This is a genomic window from Mesorhizobium sp. M0854, from assembly GCF_040319815.1.
Classification (GTDB): Bacteria; Pseudomonadota; Alphaproteobacteria; order Rhizobiales; family Rhizobiaceae; genus Mesorhizobium.
In genome coordinates, this window is record NZ_JAMYOL010000003.1 from 149,042 (window position 1) to 175,414 (window position 26,373).

27 protein-coding genes are annotated in these 26,373 nt (G+C 62.4%); 20 read left to right on the forward strand and 7 right to left on the reverse strand.

What is annotated here, in order from left to right; genetic code table 11:
• Positions 1 to 116 precede the first annotated feature (116 nt).
• The 19 genes from rpoZ to NKH99_RS06495 all read left to right on the forward strand — a co-directional run bounded on the left by rpoZ (position 117) and on the right by NKH99_RS06495 (position 18,767).
• Positions 117 to 518, forward strand: a complete 402-nt coding sequence (gene rpoZ, locus NKH99_RS06405; RefSeq protein WP_023677773.1) for a DNA-directed RNA polymerase subunit omega — start codon at positions 117 to 119, stop codon at positions 516 to 518.
• Between the two features lie 111 nt (positions 519 to 629).
• Positions 630 to 2,858 (forward strand): RelA/SpoT family protein, encoded by a 2,229-nt coding sequence (locus NKH99_RS06410; RefSeq protein WP_353013283.1) that lies wholly within the window; start codon positions 630 to 632, stop codon positions 2,856 to 2,858.
• A 123-nt stretch (positions 2,859 to 2,981) separates the two neighbouring features.
• Positions 2,982 to 3,560, forward strand: coding sequence for an orotate phosphoribosyltransferase (pyrE, locus tag NKH99_RS06415; RefSeq protein ID WP_353013285.1), 579 nt, complete (start codon positions 2,982 to 2,984; stop codon positions 3,558 to 3,560).
• 42 nt (positions 3,561 to 3,602) lie between these two features.
• Positions 3,603 to 4,013: a VOC family protein gene (locus NKH99_RS06420; RefSeq protein WP_352471046.1), complete on the forward strand. Its 411-nt coding sequence runs from the start codon at positions 3,603 to 3,605 to the stop codon at positions 4,011 to 4,013.
• A 231-nt stretch (positions 4,014 to 4,244) separates the two neighbouring features.
• Positions 4,245 to 4,826 carry a DUF2062 domain-containing protein gene (locus NKH99_RS06425; RefSeq protein ID WP_023677769.1) on the forward strand — a complete coding sequence of 194 codons (582 nt, stop codon included), beginning with the start codon at positions 4,245 to 4,247 and terminating at the stop codon, positions 4,824 to 4,826.
• Positions 4,823 to 5,236 (forward strand): holo-ACP synthase, encoded by a 414-nt coding sequence (gene acpS, locus NKH99_RS06430; RefSeq protein WP_352467214.1) that lies wholly within the window; start codon positions 4,823 to 4,825, stop codon positions 5,234 to 5,236. The genes NKH99_RS06425 and acpS overlap by 4 nt, the downstream gene beginning before the upstream one ends.
• A 77-nt stretch (positions 5,237 to 5,313) precedes the next feature.
• Positions 5,314 to 6,063, forward strand: a complete 750-nt coding sequence (gene lepB, locus NKH99_RS06435) for a signal peptidase I (protein ID WP_352471047.1) — start codon at positions 5,314 to 5,316, stop codon at positions 6,061 to 6,063.
• 4 nt (positions 6,064 to 6,067) lie between these two features.
• Positions 6,068 to 6,793 (forward strand): ribonuclease III, encoded by a 726-nt coding sequence (rnc, locus tag NKH99_RS06440; protein WP_352921633.1) that lies wholly within the window; start codon positions 6,068 to 6,070, stop codon positions 6,791 to 6,793.
• Complete coding sequence (era, locus tag NKH99_RS06445; protein WP_352530336.1) at positions 6,790 to 7,716, forward strand: GTPase Era; 927 nt, start codon at positions 6,790 to 6,792, stop codon at positions 7,714 to 7,716. The genes rnc and era overlap by 4 nt, the downstream gene beginning before the upstream one ends.
• 87 nt (positions 7,717 to 7,803) lie before the next feature.
• Positions 7,804 to 8,787: an antitoxin Xre/MbcA/ParS-like domain-containing protein gene (locus tag NKH99_RS06450; protein ID WP_353013287.1), complete on the forward strand. Its 984-nt coding sequence runs from the start codon at positions 7,804 to 7,806 to the stop codon at positions 8,785 to 8,787.
• 363 nt (positions 8,788 to 9,150) lie between these two features.
• Positions 9,151 to 10,239: a porin gene (locus NKH99_RS06455; protein WP_352490905.1), complete on the forward strand. Its 1,089-nt coding sequence runs from the start codon at positions 9,151 to 9,153 to the stop codon at positions 10,237 to 10,239.
• Positions 10,240 to 10,354: 115 nt separating this feature from the next.
• Positions 10,355 to 11,143 carry a DNA repair protein RecO gene (gene recO / locus NKH99_RS06460; protein ID WP_352490906.1) on the forward strand — a complete coding sequence of 263 codons (789 nt, stop codon included), beginning with the start codon at positions 10,355 to 10,357 and terminating at the stop codon, positions 11,141 to 11,143.
• 97 nt (positions 11,144 to 11,240) lie between these two features.
• Positions 11,241 to 11,432 (forward strand): hotdog fold domain-containing protein, encoded by a 192-nt coding sequence (locus NKH99_RS06465; protein ID WP_352471052.1) that lies wholly within the window; start codon positions 11,241 to 11,243, stop codon positions 11,430 to 11,432.
• Positions 11,433 to 11,516: 84 nt separating this feature from the next.
• The gene (locus NKH99_RS06470; protein ID WP_353013290.1) at positions 11,517 to 14,234 is read left to right on the forward strand and encodes a DUF2339 domain-containing protein; all 2,718 of its coding nucleotides are present in this window, start codon (positions 11,517 to 11,519) and stop codon (positions 14,232 to 14,234) included.
• Positions 14,235 to 14,389: 155 nt separating this feature from the next.
• Positions 14,390 to 14,908, forward strand: coding sequence for a sigma-70 family RNA polymerase sigma factor (locus tag NKH99_RS06475; RefSeq protein WP_023719875.1), 519 nt, complete (start codon positions 14,390 to 14,392; stop codon positions 14,906 to 14,908).
• Positions 14,905 to 15,696, forward strand: a complete 792-nt coding sequence (locus NKH99_RS06480; RefSeq protein ID WP_352471054.1) for an anti-sigma factor family protein — start codon at positions 14,905 to 14,907, stop codon at positions 15,694 to 15,696. Before NKH99_RS06475 ends, NKH99_RS06480 begins: the two co-directional genes overlap by 4 nt.
• A 209-nt stretch (positions 15,697 to 15,905) precedes the next feature.
• Positions 15,906 to 17,012 (forward strand): peptidase C39 family protein, encoded by a 1,107-nt coding sequence (locus NKH99_RS06485; protein ID WP_352833224.1) that lies wholly within the window; start codon positions 15,906 to 15,908, stop codon positions 17,010 to 17,012.
• Positions 17,009 to 18,472: a RimK family ATP-grasp domain-containing protein gene (locus NKH99_RS06490; RefSeq protein WP_352448993.1), complete on the forward strand. Its 1,464-nt coding sequence runs from the start codon at positions 17,009 to 17,011 to the stop codon at positions 18,470 to 18,472. Before NKH99_RS06485 ends, NKH99_RS06490 begins: the two co-directional genes overlap by 4 nt.
• 22 nt (positions 18,473 to 18,494) lie before the next feature.
• Positions 18,495 to 18,767 (forward strand): DUF3303 domain-containing protein, encoded by a 273-nt coding sequence (locus NKH99_RS06495; RefSeq protein WP_023719871.1) that lies wholly within the window; start codon positions 18,495 to 18,497, stop codon positions 18,765 to 18,767.
• 129 nt (positions 18,768 to 18,896) lie between these two features.
• On the opposite strand, the gene NKH99_RS06500 is transcribed toward NKH99_RS06495, so the two are convergent.
• The 3 genes from NKH99_RS06500 to ygfZ form a co-directional block, all read right to left on the reverse strand.
• Positions 18,897 to 21,035, reverse strand: a complete 2,139-nt coding sequence (locus NKH99_RS06500; RefSeq protein WP_353013292.1) for a putative bifunctional diguanylate cyclase/phosphodiesterase — start codon at positions 21,033 to 21,035, stop codon at positions 18,897 to 18,899.
• Between the two features lie 64 nt (positions 21,036 to 21,099).
• Positions 21,100 to 21,732, reverse strand: a complete 633-nt coding sequence (locus tag NKH99_RS06505; RefSeq protein WP_023719870.1) for a YfbR-like 5'-deoxynucleotidase — start codon at positions 21,730 to 21,732, stop codon at positions 21,100 to 21,102.
• On the reverse strand, positions 21,732 to 22,592 hold the full coding sequence (ygfZ, locus tag NKH99_RS06510; RefSeq protein WP_353013294.1) for a CAF17-like 4Fe-4S cluster assembly/insertion protein YgfZ: 861 nt from the start codon (positions 22,590 to 22,592) through the stop codon (positions 21,732 to 21,734). Before ygfZ ends, NKH99_RS06505 begins: the two co-directional genes overlap by 1 nt.
• Positions 22,593 to 22,675: 83 nt before the next feature.
• On the opposite strand from ygfZ, the gene NKH99_RS06515 reads away from it, so the two are divergent.
• Positions 22,676 to 24,007 (forward strand): dihydroorotase, encoded by a 1,332-nt coding sequence (locus NKH99_RS06515; RefSeq protein WP_353013296.1) that lies wholly within the window; start codon positions 22,676 to 22,678, stop codon positions 24,005 to 24,007.
• Here the strand turns inward: NKH99_RS06515 and NKH99_RS06520 are convergent.
• From NKH99_RS06520 to NKH99_RS06535, 4 genes are all read right to left on the reverse strand, one after another.
• The gene (locus tag NKH99_RS06520) at positions 24,004 to 24,807 is read right to left on the reverse strand and encodes a hypothetical protein (RefSeq protein WP_353013298.1); all 804 of its coding nucleotides are present in this window, start codon (positions 24,805 to 24,807) and stop codon (positions 24,004 to 24,006) included. The genes NKH99_RS06515 and NKH99_RS06520 overlap by 4 nt on opposite strands.
• Before the next feature lie 80 nt (positions 24,808 to 24,887).
• Complete coding sequence (locus NKH99_RS06525; protein WP_023677749.1) at positions 24,888 to 25,145, reverse strand: hypothetical protein; 258 nt, start codon at positions 25,143 to 25,145, stop codon at positions 24,888 to 24,890.
• Between the two features lie 371 nt (positions 25,146 to 25,516).
• Positions 25,517 to 25,894 carry a TIGR02301 family protein gene (locus NKH99_RS06530; protein ID WP_023677748.1) on the reverse strand — a complete coding sequence of 126 codons (378 nt, stop codon included), beginning with the start codon at positions 25,892 to 25,894 and terminating at the stop codon, positions 25,517 to 25,519.
• Between the two features lie 48 nt (positions 25,895 to 25,942).
• Entirely contained in the window at positions 25,943 to 26,368 is a 426-nt protein-coding gene (locus NKH99_RS06535) for an NUDIX hydrolase (protein ID WP_353013300.1), read from the reverse strand.
• Positions 26,369 to 26,373 lie beyond the last annotated feature (5 nt).

Genomic DNA, 26,373 nt, shown 5'->3' on the forward strand with positions numbered 1-26,373 from the left:
GTCGCAGGCGGCCCGCGTCAGAGCTGCGCACCGCCATAAAAGCTTGTATTTTGGCGGCGTTCGGGTTATGGACCGCGCCTGTTTTCAATCAAATCCAGGCATGAAAGGGGCAACTCATGGCCCGCGTAACCGTTGAAGATTGCATCGACAAGGTCGACAACCGCTTCGAGCTGGTGCTCTTGGCCGGCCACCGCGCCCGTCAGATCAGCCAGGGCGCGCAGATCACCGTACCGCGCGACAACGACAAGAACCCGGTCGTTGCGCTCCGCGAAATCGCCGAAGAGACGCTGTCGCCGGACGATCTCAAGGAAGATCTCATCCATTCGCTGCAGAAGCATGTCGAGGTCGATGAGCCGGAAGCCGATGGCGAGGCGATTGCCGACCAGACTGGCAGCGCCGTTGCAGCCACCGATGCCGACGACGCCGAGGATAACGTCACCTTCGATCGCATGACCGAAGAAGACCTGTTGGCCGGCATCGAAGGCCTGGTGCCGCCGGAAAAAAGCGACGATTATTGATCTTAGCGACAACTGCCGACACTTTCGCGTCGGCAGTTTCGTGGCTATCTATGACATGCGCCGTACGCCAGTGCGGCGCATGATTCATTTCAGCATTGCGAGATCCCGCCCATGATGCGTCAGTATGAGCTTGTCGAGCGCGTCCAGCGCTACAAGCCTGACGTCAACGAGGCGCTGCTCAACAAGGCCTATGTCTACGCCATGCAGAAGCATGGCCACCAGAAACGCGCCTCCGGCGACCCGTATTTCTCGCATCCGCTCGAAGTCGCCGCCATCCTCACCGAAATGCACATGGACGAGGCGACGATCGCCGTTGCCTTGCTGCACGACACGATCGAGGACACCACGGCGACCAGGGCCGAGATCGACGAATTGTTCGGCCCGGAAATGGGCAAGCTGGTCGAGGGCCTGACCAAGCTGAAGAAGCTCGACCTCGTCTCGAAGAAGGCCGAGCAGGCGGAGAACCTGCGCAAGCTGTTGCTGGCGATCTCGGAAGACGTGCGCGTGCTTCTGGTCAAGCTCGCCGACCGCCTGCACAATATGCGCACGCTCGACCATGTGCCGGAAGCCAAGCGCCTGCGCATCGCCGAAGAGACGATGGACATCTATGCGCCGCTGGCCGGCCGCATGGGCATGCAAGGCATGCGCGAGGAGCTGGAAGAGATTGCCTTCCGCTTCATCAATCCGGAAGCCTACCGCGCCGTCACCGCACGGCTGGCCGAAATCTTCGAGCGCAACAAGGGCGTGCTGTCGGAGATCGAGAAGGCGCTCTCCGCGCTGTTCGACAAATATTCGATCAAGGCCGAGGTCAAGAGCCGGCAGAAGAAGCCGTGGTCGGTGTTCCGCAAGATGGAAGCCAAGGCGTTGTCCTTCGAGCAGCTGTCCGACATCTTCGGCTTTCGCGTCGTCGTCGATACCGTCGAGGACTGCTACCGGGCGCTCGGCGCCATCCACACCACCTGGTCGATGGTGCCCGGCCGCTTCAAGGACTACATCTCCACGCCGAAGCAGAACGACTACCGCTCGATCCACACCACCATCGTCGGCCCGTCGCGCCAGCGCGTCGAATTGCAGATCCGCACCTATCAAATGAACAAGATCGCCGAATACGGCGTCGCCGCTCATTCGATCTATAAGGATACCGGTAGCAAGATGAATGGTGCCGCCCATGCGATCTCGAAGGAAACCAATGCCTATGCCTGGCTGCGGCGCACCATCGAGCAGCTTGCCGAAGGCGACAATCCCGAGGACTTCCTCGAAAACACCAAGCTGGAACTGTTTCAGGACCAGGTATTCTGCTTCACGCCGAAGGGCATGCTGATCGCGCTGCCGCGCGGCGCCACGCCGATCGACTTTGCCTATGCCGTCCACACCGACGTCGGCGACACTTGCGTCGGCGCCAAGGTCAATGGCCGCATCATGCCGCTGATGACGGAGCTGAAGAACGGCGACGAGGTCGAGATCATCCGCTCGAAGGCGCAGGTCCCGCCGGCGGCGTGGGAATCGGTGGTCGTTACCGGCAAGGCACGCTCGGCCATCCGCCGCGCCACCAAGAACGCCATTCGCAAGCAATATTCAGGTCTCGGTATCCGCATTCTGGAGCGCGCCTTCGAACGGTCCGGCAAGACCTTCACCAAGGAAAGCCTGAAGCCGGTGCTGCACCGGCTGGCGCGCAAGGACATCGAGGATGTGCTGGCCGCGGTCGGCCGAGGCGAAGTTGCCTCCACCGATGTCATGAAGGCGGTGTTTCCCGACTACAAGGACGAGCGTGTCACGCTGGTCGCGCCCAAGCAGCGCGAGGAGGGCTGGTCGAAGATCCGCAACGCCGCCGGCATGCTGTTCCAGATTCCGGGCCGCGCCGCACGCAAGGACAAGAACCAGCCGCGCGACGACGCAGTGCCGATCCGCGGTGTGCGCGGCGATCTGCCGGTGCGCTTCGCGCCGGAGGGGGCAGTGCCAGGCGATCGCATCGTCGGCATCGTGCAGCCGGGAACCGGTATCACCATCTATCCGATCCAGTCGCCGGCGCTGCAGGCCTTTGACGACCAGCCCGAGCGCTGGATCGACGTGCGCTGGGACATTGACGAGCGCACCAAGGAGCGGTTCCCGGCGCGCGTCTCGGTCACCGCCATCAACGCGCCGGGTTCGCTGGCCGATATTGCACAGGTCGTCGCATCCAACGACGCCAACATCCATACTTTGTCGATGGTGCGCACCGCGCCCGATTTCACCGAAATGCTGATCGATCTCGAAGTGTGGGACCTCAAGCACTTGAACCGGCTGCTGTCGCAGCTAAAGGACAATTCGAGCGTCAGTGACGCAAGGCGCGTGAATGGGTGAATAGTGAATAGTGAATAGTGAATAGTGAATAGTGAATAGTGAATAGTGAAAGAGGGTGCTCACTACCCTACTACCCTACTACCCTACTACCATTCACCATTCACCATGGACATGGAGTGAACGATGAACACCGATGAAGTGCTGGGCATTTTCCGCGAGGCCGGCGCCGTTCTCGAAGGGCATTTCATCCTGACGTCGGGCCTGCGCAGCCCGGTCTTTCTGCAGAAAGCGCGTGTTTTCATGCATGCCGACAAGACCGAGCGATTGTGCAAGGCGCTCGCCGAAAAGATCCGCACTGACGTGCCCGGCAGGATCGACTACGTCGTCGGCCCGGCGATCGGCGGGCTGATCCCGGCCTATGAGACCTCGCGCCATCTTGGTGCGCCGGCGATCTGGGTCGAGCGGGAAGGGGGTGAATTCAGGCTGCGCCGCTTCGAGATCGCCAAGGGATCGCGCGTTGTCATTGTCGAGGACATCGTCACCACCGGCCTGTCGATCCGCGAGACCATCGACTGTCTGCGCGCACTTGGCGCCGATGTCGTTGCCGCTGCGTGCATCATCGACCGCTCGGCCGGCAAGACCGATGTCGACGTGCCGCTGATCGCGCTCGCCGAATATGAAGTTCCGGCCTATCCGGCCGACAGGCTGCCGCCCGAGCTCGCCGCCATACCGGCGATCAAGCCGGGCAGCCGCAATATCTAATGCATGTCGCCCAAAAGTGTGCGGCGGTTTTGGGACAACGACATGCATAAAAACAAGTCAAGAGGCGCTGCCGTGATTGCCGGCATCGATCATTTCGTGCTGACAGTTCGTTCGGTGGACGATACCTGCGCCTTCTATCAGCGCGTGCTTGGCTTCAAGCGCCTCGACGAGCCGGACCGACCAACGGCGCTGCTGTTTGGAACGCAGAAGATCAATGTGCATCAGGTCGGGCGTACCTTCGAGCCGAAGGCCAAGGCGCCGACGCCGGGCTCCGGAGATTTCTGCTTGATTGCTGCCCGGCCGCTGGCCGAGATATGTGCCAACCTCGCCGCCAATGGTGTGGTGATAGAGGTCGGCCCGGTCGAGCGTGTCGGCGCTCGGGGCGCGATGATGTCGGTCTATTTCCGCGATCCGGACGGCAACCTCGTCGAGGTCAGCGAATATCGATCCTAAGTGACGCTCCTTAAATTCGCCGCGATCATGCCCTGTTCAGAGCGGCGATACCCAAAGGCTGGCGCGACCGGCCACCGAGCGGATGCCCTCGGCCTCGTTGTTCTTCGGCCAGCGCATCGCTATATCAAAGTCGTAGTTGCTTTTCGGCGACCGCAGAGCGCAGCATAGGCTGTCGCGCCTGGCTGGAAAGGCCGGCGTGAAGCCATCGATGGAACTAGGAACAGGAACAGAGTGCTTTTTCGACGGCGCAAGCCTGATGGTTTTTTCGAGCGGGTGCGTACTTATTTGTGGCCGCGCCGCTCGTTCTCGCGCTCGCTGCGGTATTTCTCCAAACGCATCCTGCGGCTTAGGGCCACGCCGCATGCCGTGGCCGCCGGTGTTGCGGCGGGCGTATTCGCGTCGTTTTTCCCGCTTGGCTTTCACTTCATCATTGCTGCCATCCTGTGCTGGCTGATCGCCGGCAATCTGGTCGCGGCAGCACTCGGCACGGTCTTCGGCAACCCCCTGACCTTTCCGCTGCTATGGGCCGCCTCCTGGGAGGTCGGCAAGCTGATCCTGCATGAACACCTGCCGGCGCATGGCCCGCCCGCGCATCTCGGCGACATGCTGCATAATCTTTCCTTTGCGCAATTGTGGGGACCGGTGCTGAAGCCGATGACGATCGGCGCAATACCGCTCGGCCTGGTTTTCGGCCTGCTGTTTTACGGCATCACCCGCTGGGGCATGGTCACTTTCCACGAGCAGCGCCGCAAGCGGCTGGCCGAAAGAGCGGCAAAGGCTGGAAAAACCGGGCCGGAAGTTCCTGCCGAATGATTATCGGTATTGGCAGCGACCTCATCGACATCAGACGCATCGAGAAGTCGCTGGAACGCCATGGCCAACGCTTCATCCAGCGCATCTACACCGAGATCGAACAGGCGCGGTCCGAAAACCGCGCGGCGCGTGCGGCCTCCTACGCCAAGCGTTTCGCTGCCAAGGAAGCTTGCGCCAAGGCATTGGGCACCGGTATGGCGCAGGGTGTGTTCTGGCGCGACATGGGGGTCGTCAACCTGGCCAGCGGCAAGCCGACCATGGCGCTGACCAATGGGGCGGCAGCGCGGCTGGACGAAATTCTACCTGAAGGGCACCGCGCGGTGATCCACCTCACCATCACCGATGATTTTCCGCTCGCTCAAGCCTTCGTGATCATTGAAGCGTTGCCGGTCGAAGAAGCGCCACATTGATTGCATCTGACCACCGGCATGACGTTGCCCAGCGCGCGCCGAGACTCTATACCATCCAACGCACAATCGAGGACGACATGAGCGTGGCTGAAAAAACCCAGAAGAAATCCGGCGGACTTGGCGAAACCGTCAGCGTCATCGTCCAGGCCCTGCTGCTTGCGCTGGTCATCCGCACGCTCCTGTTCCAGCCGTTCTCGATCCCGTCCGGGTCGATGCGGCCGACTTTGCTCGAAGGCGACTATCTCTTCGTCACCAAGTGGTCCTACGGCTTCTCCCGCTATTCACTGCCGTTCGGGCCGAACATCTTTTCGGGCCGCATCTGGGGCTCAGAGCCGAAGCGCGGCGACGTGGTGGTGTTCAAGTTTCCGCCGGATCCTTCTGTCGATTATATCAAGCGCGTCGTCGGCCTCCCGGGCGACAAGATCCAGGTCAAGGATGGCCAGCTCTTCATCAATGACGTGGGCGTGCCACGCGTCAAGGTCGGGCAGATCGACAACCGAGACATCACCGAGGAGAACGGGCCGGTCGATGTCTATCGCGAGACGCTGCCGAACGGCGTCAGCTACGACACGCTCGACCTGACGCAGGCCTCGATCGGCGACAATACCAAAGAGTTCAAGGTGCCGCCCGGTCACTATTTCATGATGGGCGACAATCGCGACAACTCGTCGGACAGCCGCTTCACCGTCGGCTTCGTGCCGGACGAGAATTTGGTCGGCCGCGCCAACCTCATTTTCTTCTCGATCGGCGGCAGCGCCAGCCCGCTCGAAATCTGGAAATGGCCGTCGCTGATGCGCGCCTCGCGCCTGTTCCATTTCGTCAATTAGGGCCATGGCGGCGACGAAACGGCTGACCGCCGATGCGCTCGCCGAGGCGCTCAGGGAGCGCACCGGCCACAGTTTTGGCGACCATCAGCGCCTGCAGCGGGCGCTGACCCATGCCAGCGCTCGCGGCAGTCACGCCGGCATCGACTACGAACGTTTCGAATTCCTGGGCGACCGCGTTCTCGGCCTTGTCGTTGCCGATATGCTGCTGGCGGCATTTCCCGACGCCGCCGAGGGTGAGCTGTCGCTGAGATTGAACGCTCTGGTCAACGCTGAAGCCTTGGCGGAAATTGCCGAGGAGATCGGCCTGCCGGAACTTGTTCGCGCCGGTTCGGACGTACGCGGCCTCGACGGGCGCAAGCGCGTCAATCTGCGCGCCGATGCATTGGAATCGCTGATCGCCGTGCTCTATCTCGACGGAGGGTTGGAAGCGGCCCGTGCCTTCATCCACAAATACTGGCAGCCGCGCTCGCAAGCCATTGACGCCGCCCGTCGCGATGCGAAAACCGAACTCCAGGAATGGGCGCATCAGGCGGCAGGCGCAGTGCCGGTTTACATAATCGACAGCCGCGAGGGACCGGACCACGATCCGCTGTTCACCGTCAGTGTCAAGGTTGGCGCCTATCCGTCGGCGACCGGCAGCGGGCGCTCCAAGCGCGAGGCGGAGCAGGCTGCAGCCGCGGCACTTCTGCAGCGGGAAGGCGTCTGGCTCGATCAAGGGAGTGCCGCATGACCGCCACCGAAGCTCCGGCAACAGAAGCTCCCGCTACCCGCTCCGGCTTCGTCGCGCTGATCGGCGCGCCCAATGCGGGGAAATCGACGCTGGTCAACCAATTGGTCGGCGCCAAGGTGTCGATCGTGACGCACAAGGTGCAGACCACGCGCGCTATCGTGCGCGGCATTGCCACCCACAACAACGCGCAGATCGTCTTCGTCGACACGCCGGGCATATTCAAGCCGAAGCGCCGGCTGGACACGGCGATGGTGACGACCGCGTGGGGCGGTGCCAAGGACGCCGATATCGTGCTGCTCTTGATCGATGCCGAGCGCGGCATCCGGGGCGATGCCGACGCCATCCTCGAGCGGCTGAAGGATGTTCGGCAGCCGATGGTGTTGATCCTCAACAAGGTCGATCGGGTCAAGCACGAGACGTTGCTGGCATTGTCGGCGGCAGCCAACGAAAGGGTGCCGTTCAAGCGCACCTTCATGGTTTCGGCGCTGACCGGGTCCGGCTGCAAGGACCTGCTCGACTATCTCGCCGAGACCCTGCCGGCCGGACCCTGGTACTACCCGGAAGACCAGATCTCCGACCTGCCGATGCGCCAGCTCGCCGCCGAGATCACCCGCGAAAAGCTCTATCTCAGGCTGCATCAGGAACTGCCCTATTCCTCCCATGTCGAGACGGAGAAATGGGAAGAGAAGAAGGACGGCTCGGTGCGCATCGACCAGACCATCTATGTCGAGCGCGACAGCCAGAAGAAAATCGTGCTCGGCCATAAGGGCGAGACGATCCGCGCCATCGGCCAGGCGGCACGCATGGAAATAGCAGGCATACTCGAACAGAAGGTGCACCTCTTCCTGTTCGTCAAGGTGCGTGAGAACTGGGGTGACGACCCCGAGCGCTACCGCGAAATGGGGCTCGAATTTCCGCACTGAGCCTGTTTGGGCGATCCGCAGAGCGGCCTGTTGGCCGCCTCAGGATTCTGAGCGGTCGCCGGGGTGCCCGATCGGTCGACTTGCATCTTGAACAGCCGCCGAATCATTCCGGGAGGCCATGCGCCGACCACGTCGGTCGAGCCGTTTCTTATTGGCACCGGCGCGGCCCGAAATCCTGAGCGGGTTCTGAAAAATTTGCGATATTCATGCAAAATCGGCCAGTGGATCGAATGGAACTCCTGCCGATACTGCGACCTCGCGTGGTTCCCGTTTGTCGTCTCTCCGTCATACACCCTGCCTATAGGCTGTGCGAAAGACCCGCTTCCGAGCAAACCGGAACCGGCAGGCAAACAGCCAGATCAGGACATGACCGGGACTTGGAATCGCATCGACCCCATCCGTCAGACCGAGTTTGCAGACGCCGTCGCTGTTGAGATCGAGCGCGTGCTGGCGCGGCAAGGCAAGGTGACGAACAGCGATGCGGTCGTTGCAGCGGGCAGGGTCGCCGGCGCCGTTGCCGCCGCCGTCGCGTTGCTTGCGCCGACCGACATCAGTGCGATCGACACCATGCGGGAAAGATTACCCGGCATGGCGTCGCGTTTCGTGCGGATATTGGCAGCCGAAGCTGCGGAACGCCGTGCCAGGAGGCCTCTGTCGACGGCGCACGACGGCCAAGGGGCAGACATCCAACGCCTGGCCGGAACGGGCGACCTCGACTCGATGCGGGTCGAGGACTGGGCCGGTCGGGTCGCCGGGTCGACGTTCCTGCAGCACAATCTCGGCATATCGCGCTCGACCCTGCATCGCTGGCAGCGCAGCGGCACGGTCGTTGCGTTGCGCACCGGTGGCCGCAAACATGTATTTCCCCTGGCCCAGTTCATCGACGGCAGGCCGGCGCCGGGTATCAAGGAAGTGCTATCCGCGATGCCCGATCCACGGCATGCCTGGTCGTGGCTGATTGGCCCCGCGCCCGGCCTCGCCGGACGTATTCCCATTGAACTGCTCAAACGGGATCTGGTGGCGGAAGTCGTTCTTGCCGCACAGACCGCAGCGATGGCGAAGTCGACTTGATCTCGCTGCCAACGCTAAAAGTCTATTCTAAAAAAAGAACACGCACAAGGAATGTATGTCGGATTCCGATCGGTTTGTCGGCTAATGGCATAAGTATATTTTTGTACAATTGTGACAGTGTCTCGTTTGTGCCGGGGGGCAAGTGTGAAGAAAATGTGAAGTGATATTTGTGCAACATGGATTTATTCTGTTATGCAAACATTGATTATTTTTGTAATCGTCATTGAGACTGGAATGCGGATGAGTATGTTCGCCGCCTGAAGAGGGGGTGCGGTGCGCGCCTTTTTCGACGTGGGTGAGGCGTTCAGCCGTTCAACCCATGAATCCAAAGCCATTTTTAACTTTGACTGGAGAGGTCAGAAAATGAATATCAAGAGCCTTCTTCTCGGCTCAGCCGCGGCATTCGTCGCGGTCTCCGGTGCGCGCGCCGCCGACGCTGTTGTGGTCGCCGAGCCGGAACCCGCCGAATACGTCAAGATTTGCGACGTCTACGGCGCCGGCTACTTCTACATTCCCGGCACCGAGACCTGCCTGCGCATCGGCGGCTATGTCCGCTATGACGCCAGCTTCGGCGACGCCGGCCGCGTTTTCGATGGCGCGACGACACACGACCTTTTGGACGGTGACGAGCAGCAGACCTGGAACAAGAATGCCCGCTTCAATTTGAAGACGTGGACCGGCCAGGAAACCGAGCTCGGCACGTTGAAGACCTATACCGAGACCCGTTTCAACTTCGGCAATACCAAACGCACCGTGAGCGGTGTTGATTTCAGCGTGCAGGACAACAAGGCGGTTACCCTGAACTTCGCCTGGATCCAGCTTGGAGGTTTCCGCGTCGGTAAGGATGAAACTGTCTATGATTCGTTCATCGGTTACGCCGGCAACGTCGTCCAGGACACTATCATTCCTTACGGCACCAAGGACACCAACCTGATCAGTTACTATTTCGACGGCGGTAATGGCTTTACGGCAGTCGCCTCGGTCGAAACGGGCTCCGGCGCTGACCAGTCGATCGACAGCTACGTTCCGTTTGTCGTCGGCGGCGTGAAATACAAGGGCGACTGGGGTGCGATCACCGCGGTCGGCGCCTATAACAGCACGTCGGAAGAATGGGCCGGCAAAGCTCGCCTCGACGTCAAGCCGATTACTGACCTGACCCTGTTCGTGATGGCGGGCTACGGCAGCGACGACAACGTCGCGAAGAACTTCTACAAGCCGTGGACTGGCAACTTTGCCGTCTGGGGCGGCGGCAGCTATGCCGTCAACAAGAAGACCTCTTTGAACGCCCAGGTCTCCTATACCGACGACCAAGACTTCGCCATTGCGGCCAACGTCGCCTACACCATCGTTCCTGGTTACACGATCACCGCCGAAGTCGATTATTACGACAATTTCGATGCCGACGATGCCGACGCAATCGGCGGCATCTTCCGCTTCCAGCGCTCGTTCTGATCAAACGACGATCTCGCAAAAACGGCCCGTAGCGTATCTCTACGGGCCGTTTTGGTTTGGCGGCGGATAGTCGCTCATCTTGATTTCGCCATCCAACCGGTGACAAGCTCTCGTCATGGAATGGCACGACGAGGGAATCATTCTCGGCACCCGCAAGCATGGCGAAACCAGCGCCATTCTCGAGGTAATGACGCGCGCGCATGGCCGCCATCTCGGCCTCGTGCGCGGCGGCCGTTCGCGCAAGCAGCAGCCGGTCTTGCAGCCCGGCAATCGCGTCGACCTGTTGTGGCGGGCGCGGCTCGACGAGCATCTCGGCACCTTCCAGGTCGAGGCTATCGAGATGAACGCCGCCCGGCTGATGGACAGCGCCGTTGCCGTCTACGGCTTGCAGACGATGGCCGCGCATTTGCGTCTTTTGCCCGAGCGTGACGCCCATGGCGGCCTTTACGAGACGCTTGTGGTGATGATCGCTCATCTCGACGATGCCGATGCCGCCGGCGAGTTGGTGGCCCGCTTCGAGCTGCTGGTACTCGACGAACTCGGTTTCGGCCTCGATCTCAGCCAGTGTGCGGCGACCGGCACCAGGCAGGACCTTGCCTATGTCTCGCCGAAATCCGGCCGCGCCGTGTCGCGGGCGGCGGGCGCGCCGTGGCGCGACAAGATGCTGGCGCTGCCTGCCTTCCTGCAGCGCGGCTCCGGGCTGCGCGCCGATCCGGCGGCGATCGAGGACGCCTTCCAGCTGACCGGCTTCTTTTTGACCCGCCATGTCTACGAACCGCGCGGCATCGAGCCTCCCGGCGCCCGCGCCGGGTTTCTCGCCGCTTTGCGCAGGCATCATTCACCCGGCCATGAATCCGGCAAGGCAAGCGCCGGGGAAACCGCCACCGGGGAAACCACCAGATGAGCGAAGTTGAACCTGATCCCGAAAACGTTTCGCCGCTCGGCCTTGGCACCATTTCGCAGGTGGGCGAGGCCATGCGACGGCCGAGTTCAAAGCGAATTTGACGCGGCCGATCACGCCAAGGACGGGCGAGGTGGTGTGCGAGGGCAAAGTAGTGCACAAGGGCAAAGTAGTGCACAAGGGCCGCACGCTGACGGTTTCGGAAGCGGCGCTGAACGACGCCAACGGCAAGCTGCTGGCTTTCGGCACCGAAACATGCTCGATCTTTCCGGCCAATCTGGCGGCACGTTGAATGGACCGGCCGTTTGGCCGCCGCATTTGAATGTCACTGAACATTGAATGTCAGTGACAACTGGCTTGGTTTGGGGGAACCGCCATGTTTGAAAGCCTGATTGGCCTCGTCGCCATCATCGCGCTGTTCGTCATCATTTCACGCCAGCAGAGCCGCATCGGCCTGATCGAGCGCGAGCTTGGCGCCTTGCGCAGCCTTGTGCTTTCGGGCACGCCCGCGCTGCCGCCGCAAGCCAAGGAACCGGCTGCAAACGACAGCAAACCGGCGGATGCCGCAATCCCGCTTGCGGTCACAGCCGACATGGCCGTATCGCCACGGCCCGCAGCGGTCGTGTCAGCTACAGAGGCCGATGCCGATACAACGGCGCCGTCCGCGCCGGAGTCGGCGCAACCGGCGGCAGCGGCGAAGGCAGCTCGCCAGTCCGACGTCGAAACGGCGCTCGGTACCCGCTGGGCGGTCTGGGTCGGCGGCATCGCGCTGGCCCTGGGTGGCTTGTTTCTGATCCGCTACACCATCGAGGCCGGCATTTTCGGGCCACGCGTGCGGCTTGTCATGGCGGCGGCACTCGGGCTGGTGCTGGTCGCCGGCGGCGAGTTCATCCGGCGCACCGGCTTCAGGGTGCCGGTGCAAGGTGCTGCCGGTGCCTATATCCCGGCGATCCTGACGGCGGCCGGCGCTTTCATCCTGTTCGGTACCGTCTACGCCGCGTACAGCATTTACGGCTTCATCGGCCCGACGCTCGCTTTCACGCTGCTCGGCGCCATCGGGGTGGCGACGATCGCGGCAAGCCTGGTCCACGGTCAGGCGCTGGCCGGCGTCGGCCTACTCGGTGCCATGGTGACGCCGCTGCTGGTCGCCTCGCAGGCGCCCAATCCGTGGGCGCTGTTCGGCTATCTGGCGATCGTGCTCGCCGCCACCTGCGTCATTGCTCGCATCCGCGACTGGAGGCTTTTGACGGCCGCAGCCTTCGTCGCCACGGGCATCTGGACCATCTTCTATATGACCGACGCGCCGGGGGCGAACCTTGCCGTCATCCTCTTTATCGACGGAGTGACACTGGCCGTGCTCGCCTTCGTCTGGCTTGGCCGCCGCGACGATGCGGGCGCCGGCAGCGGCTTCGACTGGCCGTCGATCGCGCCGGGCTTCTTCGTCGGCCTTTCGGCGCTGGCCCTGTTTGTCGATCCGGCCTTCGTCGCCATCCGCGGTGCATTGCCGGGGGCCGCCCTTGTCGCAGCCCTGGTGGCGGTGGCGCTCTACCGGCCGCGGGCGCTTGCACTGCTGCACGCCGCCGGGCTGGCGACGGTACTGGTCTATCTCGGCATCATTCCGCCGACCACGATCGCTTCAGATTTTTCGGGTGGCGCTCTCGGCGTCGACGGCATGCCGGTCGTGGCGTCCGATGCCTTGATGTTCAGGGTCGGCATCGCTCTCGGCCTGGTCTTCATCGGCGCCGGCTTTTGGGCGGCGCGCCGTTTTGCGGCCTCTGGCTGGCTGCGCGCCGCCGCATGGGCGGCCTGGAGCGCTGTCGCGCCACTGGTCATCCTGCTGGCGCTCTGGTCTACCTTCGGCAATCTCGACCGAGACCTTGCTTATGCGGCGGTCGCAGCCGTTTTGGTCGGAGTCTTCGTCGCCGGCGGCGAGTGGATAGCGCGCGGCGAAGCGCCGCCGCTAACCGGCGGCGCTGCTGTCTCCTTTGCGCTCGGCGGGGCGGCGATTGCCGGCCTGCTGATGCTGCACATGGCCTTTGGTTCCGGCTGGACAACCATCCTGCTCGGAGCAGCCGCCGCCGTGCCGGCGCTGGCGACGCGCTGGCGTAGCTATCCGGTGCTTGGCTGGATTTCCGTTGGTGCGGTGATTGCAGTGCTTGGTCGCGCTGCCTTCGACCCGACCATCGTCGGTGCCGAGTTCCTGTCGAAGACGCCGGTGTTCAACTGGCTGCTGCTTGGATATGGCGTGCCGGCGCTCGCTTTCGGTTTTGCCGCCTGGCAGCTTGCCCGAACCACCAACGGCCGACCGCGCCTCGCAATGGAGGCCGGCGCCGCGCTGTTTGCCCTGCTCACCGTCGCCATGCTGGTGCGCCATGCCATGCATGGCGGCGTCATCGATACGGCTGCTGCGACGCTTGCCGAACAGGCGATCTACACGCTGATCGCCATCGGTGCCGGTGCCATCCTGGTCGCCATCGACATGCGCTCGCCAAGTTCGGTGCTGCGCTACGGCTCGATTGCAGCGGGCGTGGTCTCGGTCGCGTTCATCGTCCTCCAGCATTTTCTGGCGCTGAACCCGCTGCTGACGGATGAATCGACTGGCAGCATTCCGGTGTTCAACCTTCTGTTCCTCGCCTACCTCTTGCCGGCGGTTGCGGCCGGCGCACTGGCGCTCTATGCCCGCGACAAACGACCGAAATGGTATGCAGCGATGCTGGCGATAGTGGCGGCGGTGCTCGGCTTCGCCTATGCCACGCTGTCGGTCAGGCGCCTGTTCAAGGGCGAGTTCATCGGGCTGTGGAGCGGTCTCGGCCAGCTCGAGACCTATACTTATTCGGCACTGTGGCTGGTCATCGGCGTGGTGCTGCTCACCGCAGGTGTATGGCTGAAGTCGCAGGTGCTGCGCATAGCGTCGGCGGCGCTGATCTCGATCGCCGTGCTCAAAGTCTTCATCTTCGACATGTCGGAACTGGAAGGCGTGTTGCGGGCGCTGTCCTTCATCGGCCTCGGCGCGGTGCTCATCGGCATCGGCCTGTTCTATCAGCGGCTGCTGACAAGGGCGGCGAAAGCAAAGCTCGAGACGAGCAATAGCTGACGATTTCAATTTGGCCGGGAATAAACCTGCCACTGGCAGCGTTATTCATTTGCTTGGGTGACCGGGGCGGCGGACCGCTTCGCGCTGGCCGCTTGCGCCGCGCTGCAAAGGCGCGTTCAATCATCACGGACAGGGGCCCTCCAGAACCAGCGGTCATGGACGAAAAGAAGGCAGCAATCCTTGGTGAAATACCGCGTCTGCGCCGCTATGCACGCTCGCTGTTGCGCGACCGCGATTCCGCTGACGATCTCGTCCAGGATTGTCTCGAGCGGGCACTTGTGCGGCTCGACAATTGGCAGACAGGAGAAAGCCCCAGGAGGTGGCTGTTTACGATCATGCATCATTTGTTCATCGACCAGATGCGCAAGGTGAACCGGCGCGGCGAGGCAGCGATGCTGCCGCTCGAGGCGAGCGAGGCGCAGGCAGCACCCGCCGAGCAGGTCGAGAGCATCGCCTCGCGCGAGATCGTCGACGCGCTGCAGGCGATCAGCCCTGACCGGCGCGCGGCACTTGTGATGGTCGCCATCGAAGGGTTTTCCTACGCCGAAGCCGCCAACATCCTTGGGGTTCCCGCCGGCACCTTGATGTCGCGCATCGCGCGCGGGCGCGAGGAACTGCGCGCGCTGCTTGATGATACCGCGCGCCGTCGATCGATAAGGATCGTCGAGAAATGAGCCGACGCGATTTCTCCGAACGCGACATCCACATGGCTCTCGATGGCGAGTTGCCGGGCGACGAGCGGACGGCCTATGAGGCATGGCTCGAGGCCAATGCCGAGATGAAGGCCAGGAGCGCACGCTACGCCGCCGACCGGGCAGCGTTGCGCGCAGCCTTTAACGGCGTGCTGGACGAGCCCGTCCCGGTGCGGCTGACCAAGGTGGTGCTTGGCGAGGCGCCGGTGGTCAGAGTGTCGCCATCGCGCTCGCGTTGGTGGCTTGCGGCCGCCGCTGCTGCTATCCTGGTGATTGGCGGCGCTGGCGGCTACCTTGCCGGCATCGGCCGCCTCGGCCTGGAAAACACGGCCGAAGACCAGCTTGCAGAAGAGGCGATCGCCGCCCATGTCATCTATGCCGCCGAAAAGCGGCATGCGGTGGAAGTGCCGGCAAGCGATAAGGATCATTTGCAGAGCTGGTTGTCGAACCAGGTGGGTTTGAAGCTCGTCGCACCGGATCTGGCGGCGCAAGGTTTCCAACTGGTCGGTGGCCGGCTGCTGCCTGCCGGCCAGGGCAAGGCCGCGATGCTGCTTTACGAGGACGACAAGGGCGAGCGCATTTCGCTCTTCGTCATCGCCGAATCGGCAGCCAAGGCCAAGGGCACTTATGGGGAAGAAGATGGTCCTGAGGCCGTCTACTGGCTGGACAAGGGTTATGGCTGCGCCGTCGTCGGATCGCTGCCGCGCGAGCAGCTGGCCGCAGTGGCCAAGAGCGCCTATGGCCAGCTTCTGGCGGGCTTGAAAAGCTGAGCAGGATCTCGTTTTTCCGGAGCCGCGCCGATGCCGAAACACGAAGGTCGTTTCAAAGCCTTTGCGCGACCTGCCTGCCTTGAAAACTGTCACAATTCGGCCCTAATCGAGGTGCGATAGCGCTTGCTGAATGCTGGCACTTCGGCTGGTGTGACCGATGTTTAGACTAGGGCAGTTTCCACAACCCAATCGAGGTTTTCTGAGCCCGCATGCCTGCCGAGATTCGCAAGGCCCGCGCGTCCGACGTCGATGACCTCGCCGCCATCGAAAAAGCTGTTTTCTCGAGCGACCGCATTTCTCGCCGCTCTTTTCGCCAACTGATCGAACGCGACACCGCCGAACTGCTGGTTGGCGAGAACGATGGCCACGTCGCCGGCTATGCGGTCGTGCTGTTTCGCAAGGGCAGCGGCGTCGCGCGGCTTTATTCGATCGCCGTCGGTCCATTTTTCGGCGGCCGCGGCGTTGGCCGCCTGCTGCTGGAACAGGCTGAAGCCGCCGCTTTCGAGCATGGCCGCATGATGCTTCGTTTGGAAGTCCGCGAGGACAACCCGCGCGCCATCCAGATCTACGAGCAGAGCGGCTACCGCAAGATCGGTCGTGAACCGGGCTACTACGAGGATGGCGCCACTGCGCTGCGCTATGAAAAGACCTTGCGCGGCGACATTCCGGTCGCCACCGAAGTGCCGTTTTATCAGCAGACTTGCGAATTCACCTGCGGACCATGCTGCCTGATGATGGCGATGGCTAACTTCGACCCCGGATTCGTGCCGGATCCGGTTATGGAAATCAGGCTGTGGCGTGAGGCGACGACCGTTTTCATGATGTCGGGGCCGGGCGGCTGCGAACCGTTCGGGCTGGCCGTCGCCGGCTATGAGAGCGGGCTTGCTGCTGAGATCTATGTCTCCTTCTACGGCGCGCTGTTCCTGCAGTCGGTGCGCAGCGAGGACAAGCGCCGGGTGATGGAGCTGGCGCAGGTCGACTTTCGCCGCCGCGCGGAACTTTACGGCATCCCGGTGAATTACCGTTCATTCGGGCTTGACGACATTCGCACCGCGATCGCAGAGGGAAAACTGGTACTGGTCCTGATCAGCGGCTTCCTGATGTTCGGCAAGAAGGTTCCGCACTGGGTATTGGCCATCGGTGACGACGGCGATCATATCCTGATCCACGACCCCTGGGTCGAGGACGAGCGGCAGGAGACGATCCTCGATGCTGCCAATATTCCCGTGCCTTACGGCATCTTCATGAACATGGCGCAATTCGGCCGCGACGGATTGCGCGCCGCCATCACTCTCGGAAAGCGCGACAGCCAATGACCTGGGTCATCCTTACCGGCCGGCAGAACGATCTCGACCAAGTGGCGACGCCGCACAAGATCATCACCAATCGCGACTACCTTGCCCATCCGGCACTCTTTCGCGGTCAGCGGCCGAAGGTAATCAACCTGTCGAACAATTACGGCTACCAGAGCCGCGGCTATTACGCGTCGCTGCTTGCCGGTTCGCGCGGCCATAAGGTCATCCCGACGGTCGAAACGATGATCGACCTGTCGGAGCGCAAGCTCTATGAGCACGCGTTGCCGGAACTCGAACTCGCACTCAACAAGTGCCGCAAGGACCTGGGTGGCGCTTTTCCGCAGAAGGTCTGCATCTTCTTCGGCATCGGACCATCCAGGATCTGGGACCGCTTCGCAAAACTTCTGTTCGACTGGTTCCGTGCCCCGGCGCTCGAGCTCCACATCAGGGACAGCGCCGAATGGGCCTCGATCCGCAAGATTGGCTTCCATCCCCTGGCCAGGATGACCGAGGACGAGGAAACGCACTTTCTCCAGTGCCTGGAGACCTACACCAACCGCGAGTGGCGCGACACCAAGGGCCGCACGCCGGCGCGCTACACTTTCGCAACGCTGGTCGATCCGCATGAGGAACTGCCGCCGTCGGAGATTTCGTCGCTGCGCCACTGGGCCAAGATCGCTGAAAAGATGGGCGTCGAAATCGAGCCGATCACCAAGCGGGATCTGGCCAAGCTCGCCAACTACGACGCGCTGTTCATCCGCGAGACCACCTCGATCTCCAATCATACCTACCGCTTTGCCCGCCGCGCCCAGCAGGAAGGTATGCCGGTCATCGACGATCCGCTGTCGATGATCCGCTGCACCAACAAGGTCTATCTCAACGAGCTGATGACCTACAACAAGGTACCGGTGCCGCCGACGGTGATGATTGCCGGCACTTCGGACCTGGAAGTTGCGGCACAGACGCTGGGCTTCCCGCTGGTGCTGAAGATCCCGGACTCCTCGTTTTCGCGCGGCGTCAAGAAATGCGGCACCTTTGAAGAGTTGAAGACGCTCGCAACCGAATGGCTGGAGGATTCCGACCTCCTGATCGCGCAAAAATTCATTCCGACGGAATATGACTGGCGCGTCGGTGTCCTCGGCGGCCAGCCCTTGTTCGCCGTCCATTATCTGATGGCCAAGAAACATTGGCAGATCGTCAATCATAAGGCCAACGGCAAGCCCGACCAGGGCGGCATCAAGACGTTCACCCTGAAGGAAGCACCGGCCCATGTCGTCGAGACGGCGGTGAGCGCGGCGCGCTGCATTGGCGACGGCCTCTACGGCGTCGACCTCAAGGAAACCAGGGACGGCGTCTTCGTCATCGAGGTCAACGACAACCCCAACCTCGACCACGGCTGGGAAGACTCCGGCGAAAAAGACGAGGTCTGGGTGCGGCTGACGCAGTGGTTCCTGGAGCGGCTGGACCGGCCGGGGCGATAATATCCGAACTGAGGGGAAAAAGATGCTGTTCTTCGTAACCGAGGATTTTCGCGGCTGCGACCGCAAGGAGATCTACCGCCGTTTCCGCGACCAGGGCCGCCTGAAGCCGGACGCGCTTCTCGTGCACCACAGCTGGATCGCAGCGGATATGAGCCGCTGCTTCCTGCTTGTGGAGGCCGATGACGTCACGCTCCTGCAACGGTGGGTCATCGAATGGGCGGATCTGGTCGAATTCGAGATCGTTCCCGTGGCGACGAACAAGGACATGGTGGAGGCATTGAGCGGACATCTCTGACCCGTTGGGAACCTCCTGGTTCGCCACAGCTGAATGCCGCCTTCTTCTATCAAGGAATTAACACGCGGATCGAGTGTCATCCCAAGGAGATCTAAGCCGGTTGCCCGCGCTTCCGCGCGACTGTCGCACTTAGCCGGACTGCCGGATCGTCGCGCTCGACTTCAGCAGCCGATTAATGTCCGACGCCTTTGACGGCACCCCGATCAAATAGCCCTGGGCCTCGACACAACCCTCCTTTTGCAGGAATTCAAGCTGCGCTTCGGTCTCGACACCTTCGGCGGTGACGGTGATGCCCAGCTGTGCGCCAAGCCCGATGATGGTGCGCACGATCGCCGCGGTATCGTGACTGTCGATGTCACGGGTGAAAGAGCGATCGATCTTGATCTTGTCGACGGGAAAGCGCCTGAGGTAGCCCAGCGACGAATAGCCGGTGCCGAAATCGTCCAGCGCGATGCGGACGCCCAGATCGCGTAGCTGCCTGAGTGTCTTGAGCACCAGATCGCTCTCGTCCATCAGCACCGTTTCGGTGATTTCCAGTTCAAGCCGGTTGGCCGGCACGCCCGAGAACGCCAGTGCCGAGATAACGCTGCGGGCAAAGGTACCGCTTTTGATCTGCACGGCGGAGACATTGACGGCGATGCGCCAAGCCGCCCAGCCTGCCGCGGTCGTGCAGGCTTTTCGCAGCGCCCATTCTCCAAGCGGCACGATCAGCCCGGTCTCCTCGGCGGCCGGGATGAAGTCGTCCGGCCGTACCAGGCCGCGCACCGGCGAACGCCAGCGCATCAAGGCTTCGGCACCGACGATTTCGCCGGAGGCGATGTTCATGATCGGCTGGAAATCCAGCTCGAATTCCCGTCGCGACAGCGCTGCCCTGAGATCGATTTCGAGCGCCCGGCGTGCCCGCACCATCGCGTCCATGGCTGGTTCGAAGAAGCGGTACAGGTTGCGCCCTTCGCTCTTTGCCCGATAGAGCGCCATATCGGCATTTTTCAGCAAAGTGTCGGCGTCCTTGCCGTCATTCGGAAACAGCGCAATGCCGAGACTGATGCCGACACGCATGTCGTGTCTGTTGTCGCGAAACGGCTTTCCGATGATCTCGACGATGCGTTTGGCCAGCTTTTCCGCGTCGCCCGGGCTTTTGAGATTGAACTGGATGATGACGAATTCGTCGCCGCCGAAGCGGGCGACAACGTCCGTTTCATTGCGCAGGCACCGTTGCAGCCGTTCGGCCACGCATTTCAGCAGCCAGTCGCCGGCGGGGTGGCCCCAGCTATCGTTGACCGCCTTGAAGTGATCGAGGTCGAGCGAGAATATCGCCAGCGATCCGTCTCTCGTCTCACTCAGGGCTTGGTCGAGCCGTTCGCGAAGCATCGAGCGATTGGGCAGGTTGGTCAGTGTGTCGTGGTGCGCAAGATGGGTCATGCGCTCTTCCACGCGCCTGCGCTCGGTGACGTCGTCGAACGTCGCGACCCAGCCGCCGCCGCTCATCGGCCGGCGCGCAACCAGCAGCGTCCTGCCGTCAGCGAGATGGCGATGCGTTACGTGTGTTTTCCCCGCCCGCAGGCAGGCTTCGATTTGCGAGATTTCGCTGTCGGGGTCGAGCTTTGTATAAATGCCCAGTTCCAGCAGCCGCTTGAACGCATCACGGTGGCTCATACCAAGCGGGAAGTCGGCCGGCCTGACATGATAAAGTTCCAGGAAACGTTCGTTGCGCACGATCAGCTTGCCATCCGCATCGTACATCAAAAGGCCTTGCGACATGTTGGCAAGTGCCGCGTCGAAACGGCGGTGCTGCTCCTTCAACTCCTGCTCGGCGCGCCGTTGCTCGGTGATGTCCTCGTAGATCGATACCCAACCGCCTGACGCCAGCGGCCGGTGCGAAATGTTGACGATACGCCCGTCTGCAAGCGTTTCCTCATAGGTGGAAGGTTTTGCCTGGTCGATATAGGGCTTGCGGATGGCATAGAGTTGCTCAGCGCTTTGCGAGGCGATGCCGATATCCACGCTGTGCTGGAGGATGTCGAAAAACCGGATGCCGGGCCGCACCACTTCGGCGTCGAGGCGAAAGATACTGATGTAGTTCCCGTTGCAGATGATCATCCGTTCATCGGCATCGAACATGCACAGGCCATGCGACATGTTCTCGACCGCTGCCGAAAAACGCTCGTTCTGTTCGCGCAGCTCGTCTTCAATAGGTTGCGGCTGACCAACGCCTTTGGCCCTCTGTCGGCGGACGGACGAACCAGCCTTGATACCGGCAACGGGCATGAGGCAAGCCTATGGACCATGGTTAACCATGGCACTGTTGTCCCTGCCGGTTAATTTACCGTTTTCAGCCGGCTGGAACGGCAGTCTGGCGTCGCGACTTTTCGATCGCCGCAAAGCGTTTGAGAAAGGCATTCTGCGCCCAAGTCACCGAGCGCGGCGTGACGTCGAAGCGCTCGGCATTGAAGCCGCGCGGCCGGCCGAAGAACTCCGTCGCCTCTGCCGTCGAAAAACCCGCAAGCAGCGTTGCTTCGAAATAAGCGGCGATCTGATCCGCTCGCTTGATCTCCTTGCGCAGTCCCGCGTCGAGTTCGGCCGGCAGTGAAAAGCGCAGATGGATGGCGCGCTGCAGCCTGATCTCGCAATCCCTGTAGCTGCCGCCCATGACGGACTTGAACGGCGAGATCATGTCGCCGATGACATATTCCGGCGCGTCGTGCAGCAGCGCCGCCAACCGCGCGTCGGCGTCGGCATCCGGCATCAGCTCGCCGACAAGCGTTTCGACCAGCAGCGAGTGCTGGGCGACAGAAAAGGCGTGCTCGCCTCTGGTCTGGCCGTTCCAGCGTGCGACGCGGGCAAGGCCATGGGCAATATCGGAGATCTCGATGTCGAGCGGCGAGGGATCGAGCAGATCGAGCCGTCGGCCGGACAGCATGCGCTGCCAGGCGCGCGGCGGCGCCCCGGCGCGATCGGCAGCCATCAGGCGTCCTCCGCGCCAATGGCTTCCCGCGGAAAGCTGAATTTCGCCCAGGACGGGATAGCGAGCGACACGGCGATGTCCTCCGCCAGGATCGGCAGGCCGGCGTCGAGCGCTGCCTTGACCCGGTCGATGCGGGCAATGGCAAGGCCTGTCCTGGCCGCGGTCGAGCCAAGCGTGCCGACCGGTCGCCCCTCCACGGTCAACGCTGCGCGCGAAGTGGGCAGGGTGCGTTCGGCCGAGACAATCAACACCCGACGCCTGGCAGTGCCGCGATGCTGCATGCGCGAGACGACCTCCTGGCCGACGTAGCAGCCTTTCTTGAAGCCGACACCGCCGATCTCGTCGAGCAACACGTCATGCGGAAAAGCGTCGCCGAGCTGGTAGTCCGCACCGCTTTCGGCAATGCCATGGGCGATGCGAAAGGCTTGCCATGCGGCAAGGTCGCCGCCATCTGCGGTGTCATCGTAGAAGCGCTTGACGGCAGTATCGACAAACCGCGCATCAGCAAACGGTGCTGATTCAAATTGCGAAGTGGTTGAATCGCTTCCCCATGCGACGGCCACAACCGGCTGATCCAGCTTGGCAATTTCGACTTTGGCGCGCAATTTGTAGAGCGTCAGCCGGCGCATGAAATCATCGGCGGTCTCGGTACGGCATTCAAGTCGGAAAGCATTTTCGCCGGCGCGCGAGATCAGGAAGTCGAAAAGGATCTTGCCTTGCGGCGTTAGCAGCGCGCCGGGCTTTGCTTCGCTGCTGCCGAGCACGTCGAGGTCGGTGGTCAGGATGTTCTGTAAAAAGTGCTCGGCATCCGGCCCGGACACGGAAACGAGTGCGCGATCTCTGAGCGGGGCAAAGGGCATGGTGGGAAAACGAGCCTGATCTTGCAAAACTATCGGCCATTACGTAAGCCGCTGGCACTTCCCCCGCAAGAGACCGGATCCGTATGGCCCCCATCTACGATCTCATCCTGACAGGCGGCACCGTGGTCAATCACGACGGCCAGGGTTTTCGCGACGTCGGCATCAATGGTGGGCGCATCGCTGCCATCGGCGACCTCCGCCAGGCGTCGGCCGGTGAGACGATCGACTGCCGTGGGCTGCACATCCTGCCGGGCGTCGTCGACAGCCAGGTGCATTTCCGCGAGCCGGGCCTGGAGCACAAGGAAGATCTGGAGACGGGCTCGCGGGCAGCGGTGCTCGGCGGCGTCACCGCCGTCTTCGAGATGCCGAACACCAATCCGCTGACCACCAGTGAGGCAACCCTTGCCGACAAGGTGCGGCGTGCCACCGGCCGCATGCATTGCGACTTTGCCTTCTGGGTTGGCGGGACCCGCGACAATGCAAAAGACGCTGGCGATCTCGAGCGGCTGCCTGGTGCGGCCGGCATAAAAGTTTTCATGGGCTCGTCCACCGGCGACCTGCTGGTCGAGGACGACGAAGGCGTTGCCTCGATCCTGAGGAACACACGCCGCCGCGCCGCCTTTCACTCCGAGGACGAGTTCCGGCTGCGCGAGCGGCTTGGCGAGCGCATCGCGGGCGATCCGTCCTCACATCCGGTGTGGCGCGACGAGATCGCTGCGTTGCGCTGCACGGAGCGCCTTGTGCGCATCGCGCGCCAGGTCCGCGCCCGGATCCATGTGCTGCACATCTCGACCGCCGAGGAGGTAGGCTTCCTCGAACAGCACAAGGATGTCGCGACCTGCGAGGCGACGCCGCATCATCTGACGCTGAGCGCCGATGATTATGCGCAGTTGGGCACCCTGATCCAGATGAACCCGCCGGTGCGCGCCACGCGCCATCGCGACGGGGTCTGGTACGGCGTTGCGCAAGGCATCGTTGATGTGCTCGGCTCCGACCATGCGCCGCACACGCGGGCCGAGAAGGCAAAGCCTTATCCGGCGTCGCCGTCCGGCATGACCGGGGTGCAGACGTTGGTGCCGATCATGTTGGATCATGTCAACGCCGGCCGGCTGACATTGCAGCGCTTTGTCGACCTGACCAGCCACGGCCCGCAGCGTATTTTCGGCATCGCCAGGAAAGGTCGTATTGCCGCCGGCTACGATGCCGATCTGACCATCGTCGATCTGAAGCGCCGCGACACCATCGCCAACGCCCAGCAAGGCTCCAAGGCCGGCTGGACGCCTTATGACGGCAGGCAGGTGACCGGCTGGCCCGTCGGCACCATCGTGCGCGGCCGGCGCGTGATGTGGGAAGGCGAGATCGTCACGCCAAGCCAGGGCAGGGCGGTGGAATTTTCCGAGGCGCTGGCGCGCTAGTCGCCGGCGACGAAGAACGTCCATTGTCCGGTCGGCGTGATGCCGACGCGGTAGAAAATGTAGGCACCAAACTGCTTCATGTCGTCATAGTCGCTGGCGGTGACGATCTTGAACAGCTCGACCCGCTGCCTGGCATCGAGCTTGTCCAGCGGCAGGGCGAAGAAATAGGGCCAGACATAGAGATCCTGCGGCGTGCCGGCATCGACATGGACAAAACCGGCACTGAGCACTTCTTCCAGGATGGCGAGAATCTCCTGGCCTTCCGTATCGCCCGAAAGGCCCTTCAGGAAGGCGATCGGGTCGCCCTCGATGTCACCCAGCGACAACTGGGTCATCATGTCGCCCTTGCCGATCAGCGGTCGAAGTTTTTCGATGTCGCCGCTTTTGCAGGCCTCGACTATCAGATCGTGCATGCGCCTGACCGGTTCCGGCAACTTGGCCAGGTCGTAGACGACTTCGGGCACGGGCGCGTCCGGATCGACATGCGGATTGGCCATGCCGCCATCGTTGGCAGGCCCTTTCGGTTCGGTTTGTTCCGGCTCGTCGGATGGCGTCGGCTGGCTGGCCGGTGGTGGCGTCGTGCCGAGCGGGCCGGGCATCGGCACGGTACTTCCGGGCGGCGACATGTCACCGTCGGGCGGCGGCGTGACCGGTGAGGGAAGGTCTTCGCGCTTGATCTCGCTGAGGGCCTGAGAGGGACTGCTTGCAAGAAACAGTGCAGAAGGAATCATCGCGCAGGAAGCGGTGAACCAAATGCTGAGGACCAGGCCGCGCGGCTTGCCTGATATCGAAAAATTCACCGCCTGCTACTCCCTGGTTCCAGCCCATCCATGTGCCCGGACATGATGTCCGGCGGCGCGCCGTCGTCAAAGAACCGGGGTCAGTGCCGCAGTCTTTCGGGCTCGAAGGCCCCGGCAATCACCTTTTCACGCATGCGATCGAGCAGGGCAAGCGCCGAGGTCTCGCCATTGGTGCGCAGCATTTCGCCGAATGCCGTTTCGAGGGCTGCCTCGGCGATGATTTCCGGCTCGATCCCGGCCGACAATCCTTCTGCCCAGGCTTCGCTGTGGCTTTCCACGGCGGTCAGGCGCTTTTCTTCCCTGACCAGCGCGTCGATGTCGTTGACGCCATGTTCCATTGCGATGTCCACCCTTTCAAGCGGTGATCCGTTGGACAGGGATCAAGCTTGAGTTGTCCCTTTACACGCAGGCGCAGTAAGTATTTGTAAATGCGACATTTTTTTGGTCGTCGTCTACAAATTCCGTCGCGTCCAGCAAACCTGCGTCCGATCCGTTTCAAACTTAGCCGATTAGGCAGGCCAAGGGGACGGAAACCTTCAGTTTGAGTTAATTTCACATCTGCGCGGTAACGTTTCGTTAACATAGTTGCAAAAGTGCAACATCAGGTTTGCACCAAGACCTCACTCCAGGCAAGCGGAGAAGCGTCGAGCGCGTCCGCCGCAACGGCGCCGACCCTTGATGCGGCTTTTCCGGAAAGCGGCTGCCGCCGTCAGTTTCCGTAGCGCGAGGCGATGTCGCGAGACAGCGTCTCGCCTTCCTTCATGTAGCGGCTGATGGCTTCCGTCGCCGAGGCGGTGCATTGCGTATAAGTGCCGCCGAACGACCGGTAACCGCGGTTGAAGCTGGCGATGAAGCGGGCGCGCCGCTCCGGGTTCGGATTTTCCGATGCGATCAGTTTTTCCATCTCGGCTCGCCACCGATCGCCCTTCTCGCCACACAGATTACGCAGGAAATGCAGCGAGCCGAGCACTTCCGCCAGCCGCATCAGCCCGGGCTCGAACGGTGCTTCGGCGGCAATCGCCGGGCGCGCACCGACAACCACACTGACGGCGAGGCATGCGGCGAGAAACGAAGACGTGCGGCTCATGGGTCCTTGTGCTGAAACAATTTGTCGCCTGCAAGGCGATTCTCTGGCTCAGATCTCGCCGTCTTTGTCGGGACCGAGTAGATCGTCGGCAATTTCAAACACTGCATCGGCGAGCGGCATCGCTGTCATTTCGGCCAGCGTATAGAAAGCCGCGGTCTCGGCATCGTCGCTGGCCACCGCCTCGCCGCCAGCATACTCGGCCCCAAACACCGTCAGCCAGTAGTCGACCGGATGCCCGTCGCCGCTGCCGTCGATGTGGATTTTCCGCAGCGGCCGGTAGCTGCGCGCCTGCAATCCGGTCTCTTCCAGCAATTCGCGCCGTGCTGCCTGTTCCAGCGTCTCGCCGGCTTCGACCTTGCCGCCGGGAAAGGCATGGAGACCTTGCGAGGGCGGCCTGGCCCGCTTGACCAGCAGCACCGTGTTCTCGCGCACGACGCAGACCGAGACTGCCGGAATGATCTTGCGTGCTTCCATGGGCT

Excerpts from the sequence above, each read along its gene's own strand:
- rpoZ (WP_023677773.1), top strand. The coding sequence starts at position 117 with ATGGCCCGCGTAACCGTTGAAGATTGCATCGACAAGGTCGACAACCGC.
- NKH99_RS06410 (WP_353013283.1), top strand. The coding sequence starts at position 630 with ATGATGCGTCAGTATGAGCTTGTCGAGCGCGTCCAGCGCTACAAGCCT.
- pyrE (WP_353013285.1), top strand. The coding sequence starts at position 2,982 with ATGAACACCGATGAAGTGCTGGGCATTTTCCGCGAGGCCGGCGCCGTT.
- NKH99_RS06420 (WP_352471046.1), top strand. The coding sequence starts at position 3,603 with ATGCATAAAAACAAGTCAAGAGGCGCTGCCGTGATTGCCGGCATCGAT.
- acpS (WP_352467214.1), top strand. The coding sequence starts at position 4,823 with ATGATTATCGGTATTGGCAGCGACCTCATCGACATCAGACGCATCGAG.
- lepB (WP_352471047.1), top strand. The coding sequence starts at position 5,314 with ATGAGCGTGGCTGAAAAAACCCAGAAGAAATCCGGCGGACTTGGCGAA.
- rnc (WP_352921633.1), top strand. The coding sequence starts at position 6,068 with ATGGCGGCGACGAAACGGCTGACCGCCGATGCGCTCGCCGAGGCGCTC.
- era (WP_352530336.1), top strand. The coding sequence starts at position 6,790 with ATGACCGCCACCGAAGCTCCGGCAACAGAAGCTCCCGCTACCCGCTCC.
- NKH99_RS06455 (WP_352490905.1), top strand. The coding sequence starts at position 9,151 with ATGAATATCAAGAGCCTTCTTCTCGGCTCAGCCGCGGCATTCGTCGCG.
- recO (WP_352490906.1), top strand. The coding sequence starts at position 10,355 with ATGGAATGGCACGACGAGGGAATCATTCTCGGCACCCGCAAGCATGGC.
- NKH99_RS06470 (WP_353013290.1), top strand. The coding sequence starts at position 11,517 with ATGTTTGAAAGCCTGATTGGCCTCGTCGCCATCATCGCGCTGTTCGTC.
- NKH99_RS06475 (WP_023719875.1), top strand. The coding sequence starts at position 14,390 with ATGGACGAAAAGAAGGCAGCAATCCTTGGTGAAATACCGCGTCTGCGC.
- NKH99_RS06480 (WP_352471054.1), top strand. The coding sequence starts at position 14,905 with ATGAGCCGACGCGATTTCTCCGAACGCGACATCCACATGGCTCTCGAT.
- NKH99_RS06485 (WP_352833224.1), top strand. The coding sequence starts at position 15,906 with ATGCCTGCCGAGATTCGCAAGGCCCGCGCGTCCGACGTCGATGACCTC.
- NKH99_RS06490 (WP_352448993.1), top strand. The coding sequence starts at position 17,009 with ATGACCTGGGTCATCCTTACCGGCCGGCAGAACGATCTCGACCAAGTG.
- NKH99_RS06495 (WP_023719871.1), top strand. The coding sequence starts at position 18,495 with ATGCTGTTCTTCGTAACCGAGGATTTTCGCGGCTGCGACCGCAAGGAG.
- NKH99_RS06500 (WP_353013292.1), bottom strand. The coding sequence starts at position 21,035 with ATGCCCGTTGCCGGTATCAAGGCTGGTTCGTCCGTCCGCCGACAGAGG.
- NKH99_RS06505 (WP_023719870.1), bottom strand. The coding sequence starts at position 21,732 with ATGGCTGCCGATCGCGCCGGGGCGCCGCCGCGCGCCTGGCAGCGCATG.
- ygfZ (WP_353013294.1), bottom strand. The coding sequence starts at position 22,592 with ATGCCCTTTGCCCCGCTCAGAGATCGCGCACTCGTTTCCGTGTCCGGG.
- NKH99_RS06515 (WP_353013296.1), top strand. The coding sequence starts at position 22,676 with ATGGCCCCCATCTACGATCTCATCCTGACAGGCGGCACCGTGGTCAAT.
- NKH99_RS06525 (WP_023677749.1), bottom strand. The coding sequence starts at position 25,145 with ATGGAACATGGCGTCAACGACATCGACGCGCTGGTCAGGGAAGAAAAG.
- NKH99_RS06530 (WP_023677748.1), bottom strand. The coding sequence starts at position 25,894 with ATGAGCCGCACGTCTTCGTTTCTCGCCGCATGCCTCGCCGTCAGTGTG.
- NKH99_RS06535 (WP_353013300.1), bottom strand. The coding sequence starts at position 26,368 with ATGGAAGCACGCAAGATCATTCCGGCAGTCTCGGTCTGCGTCGTGCGC.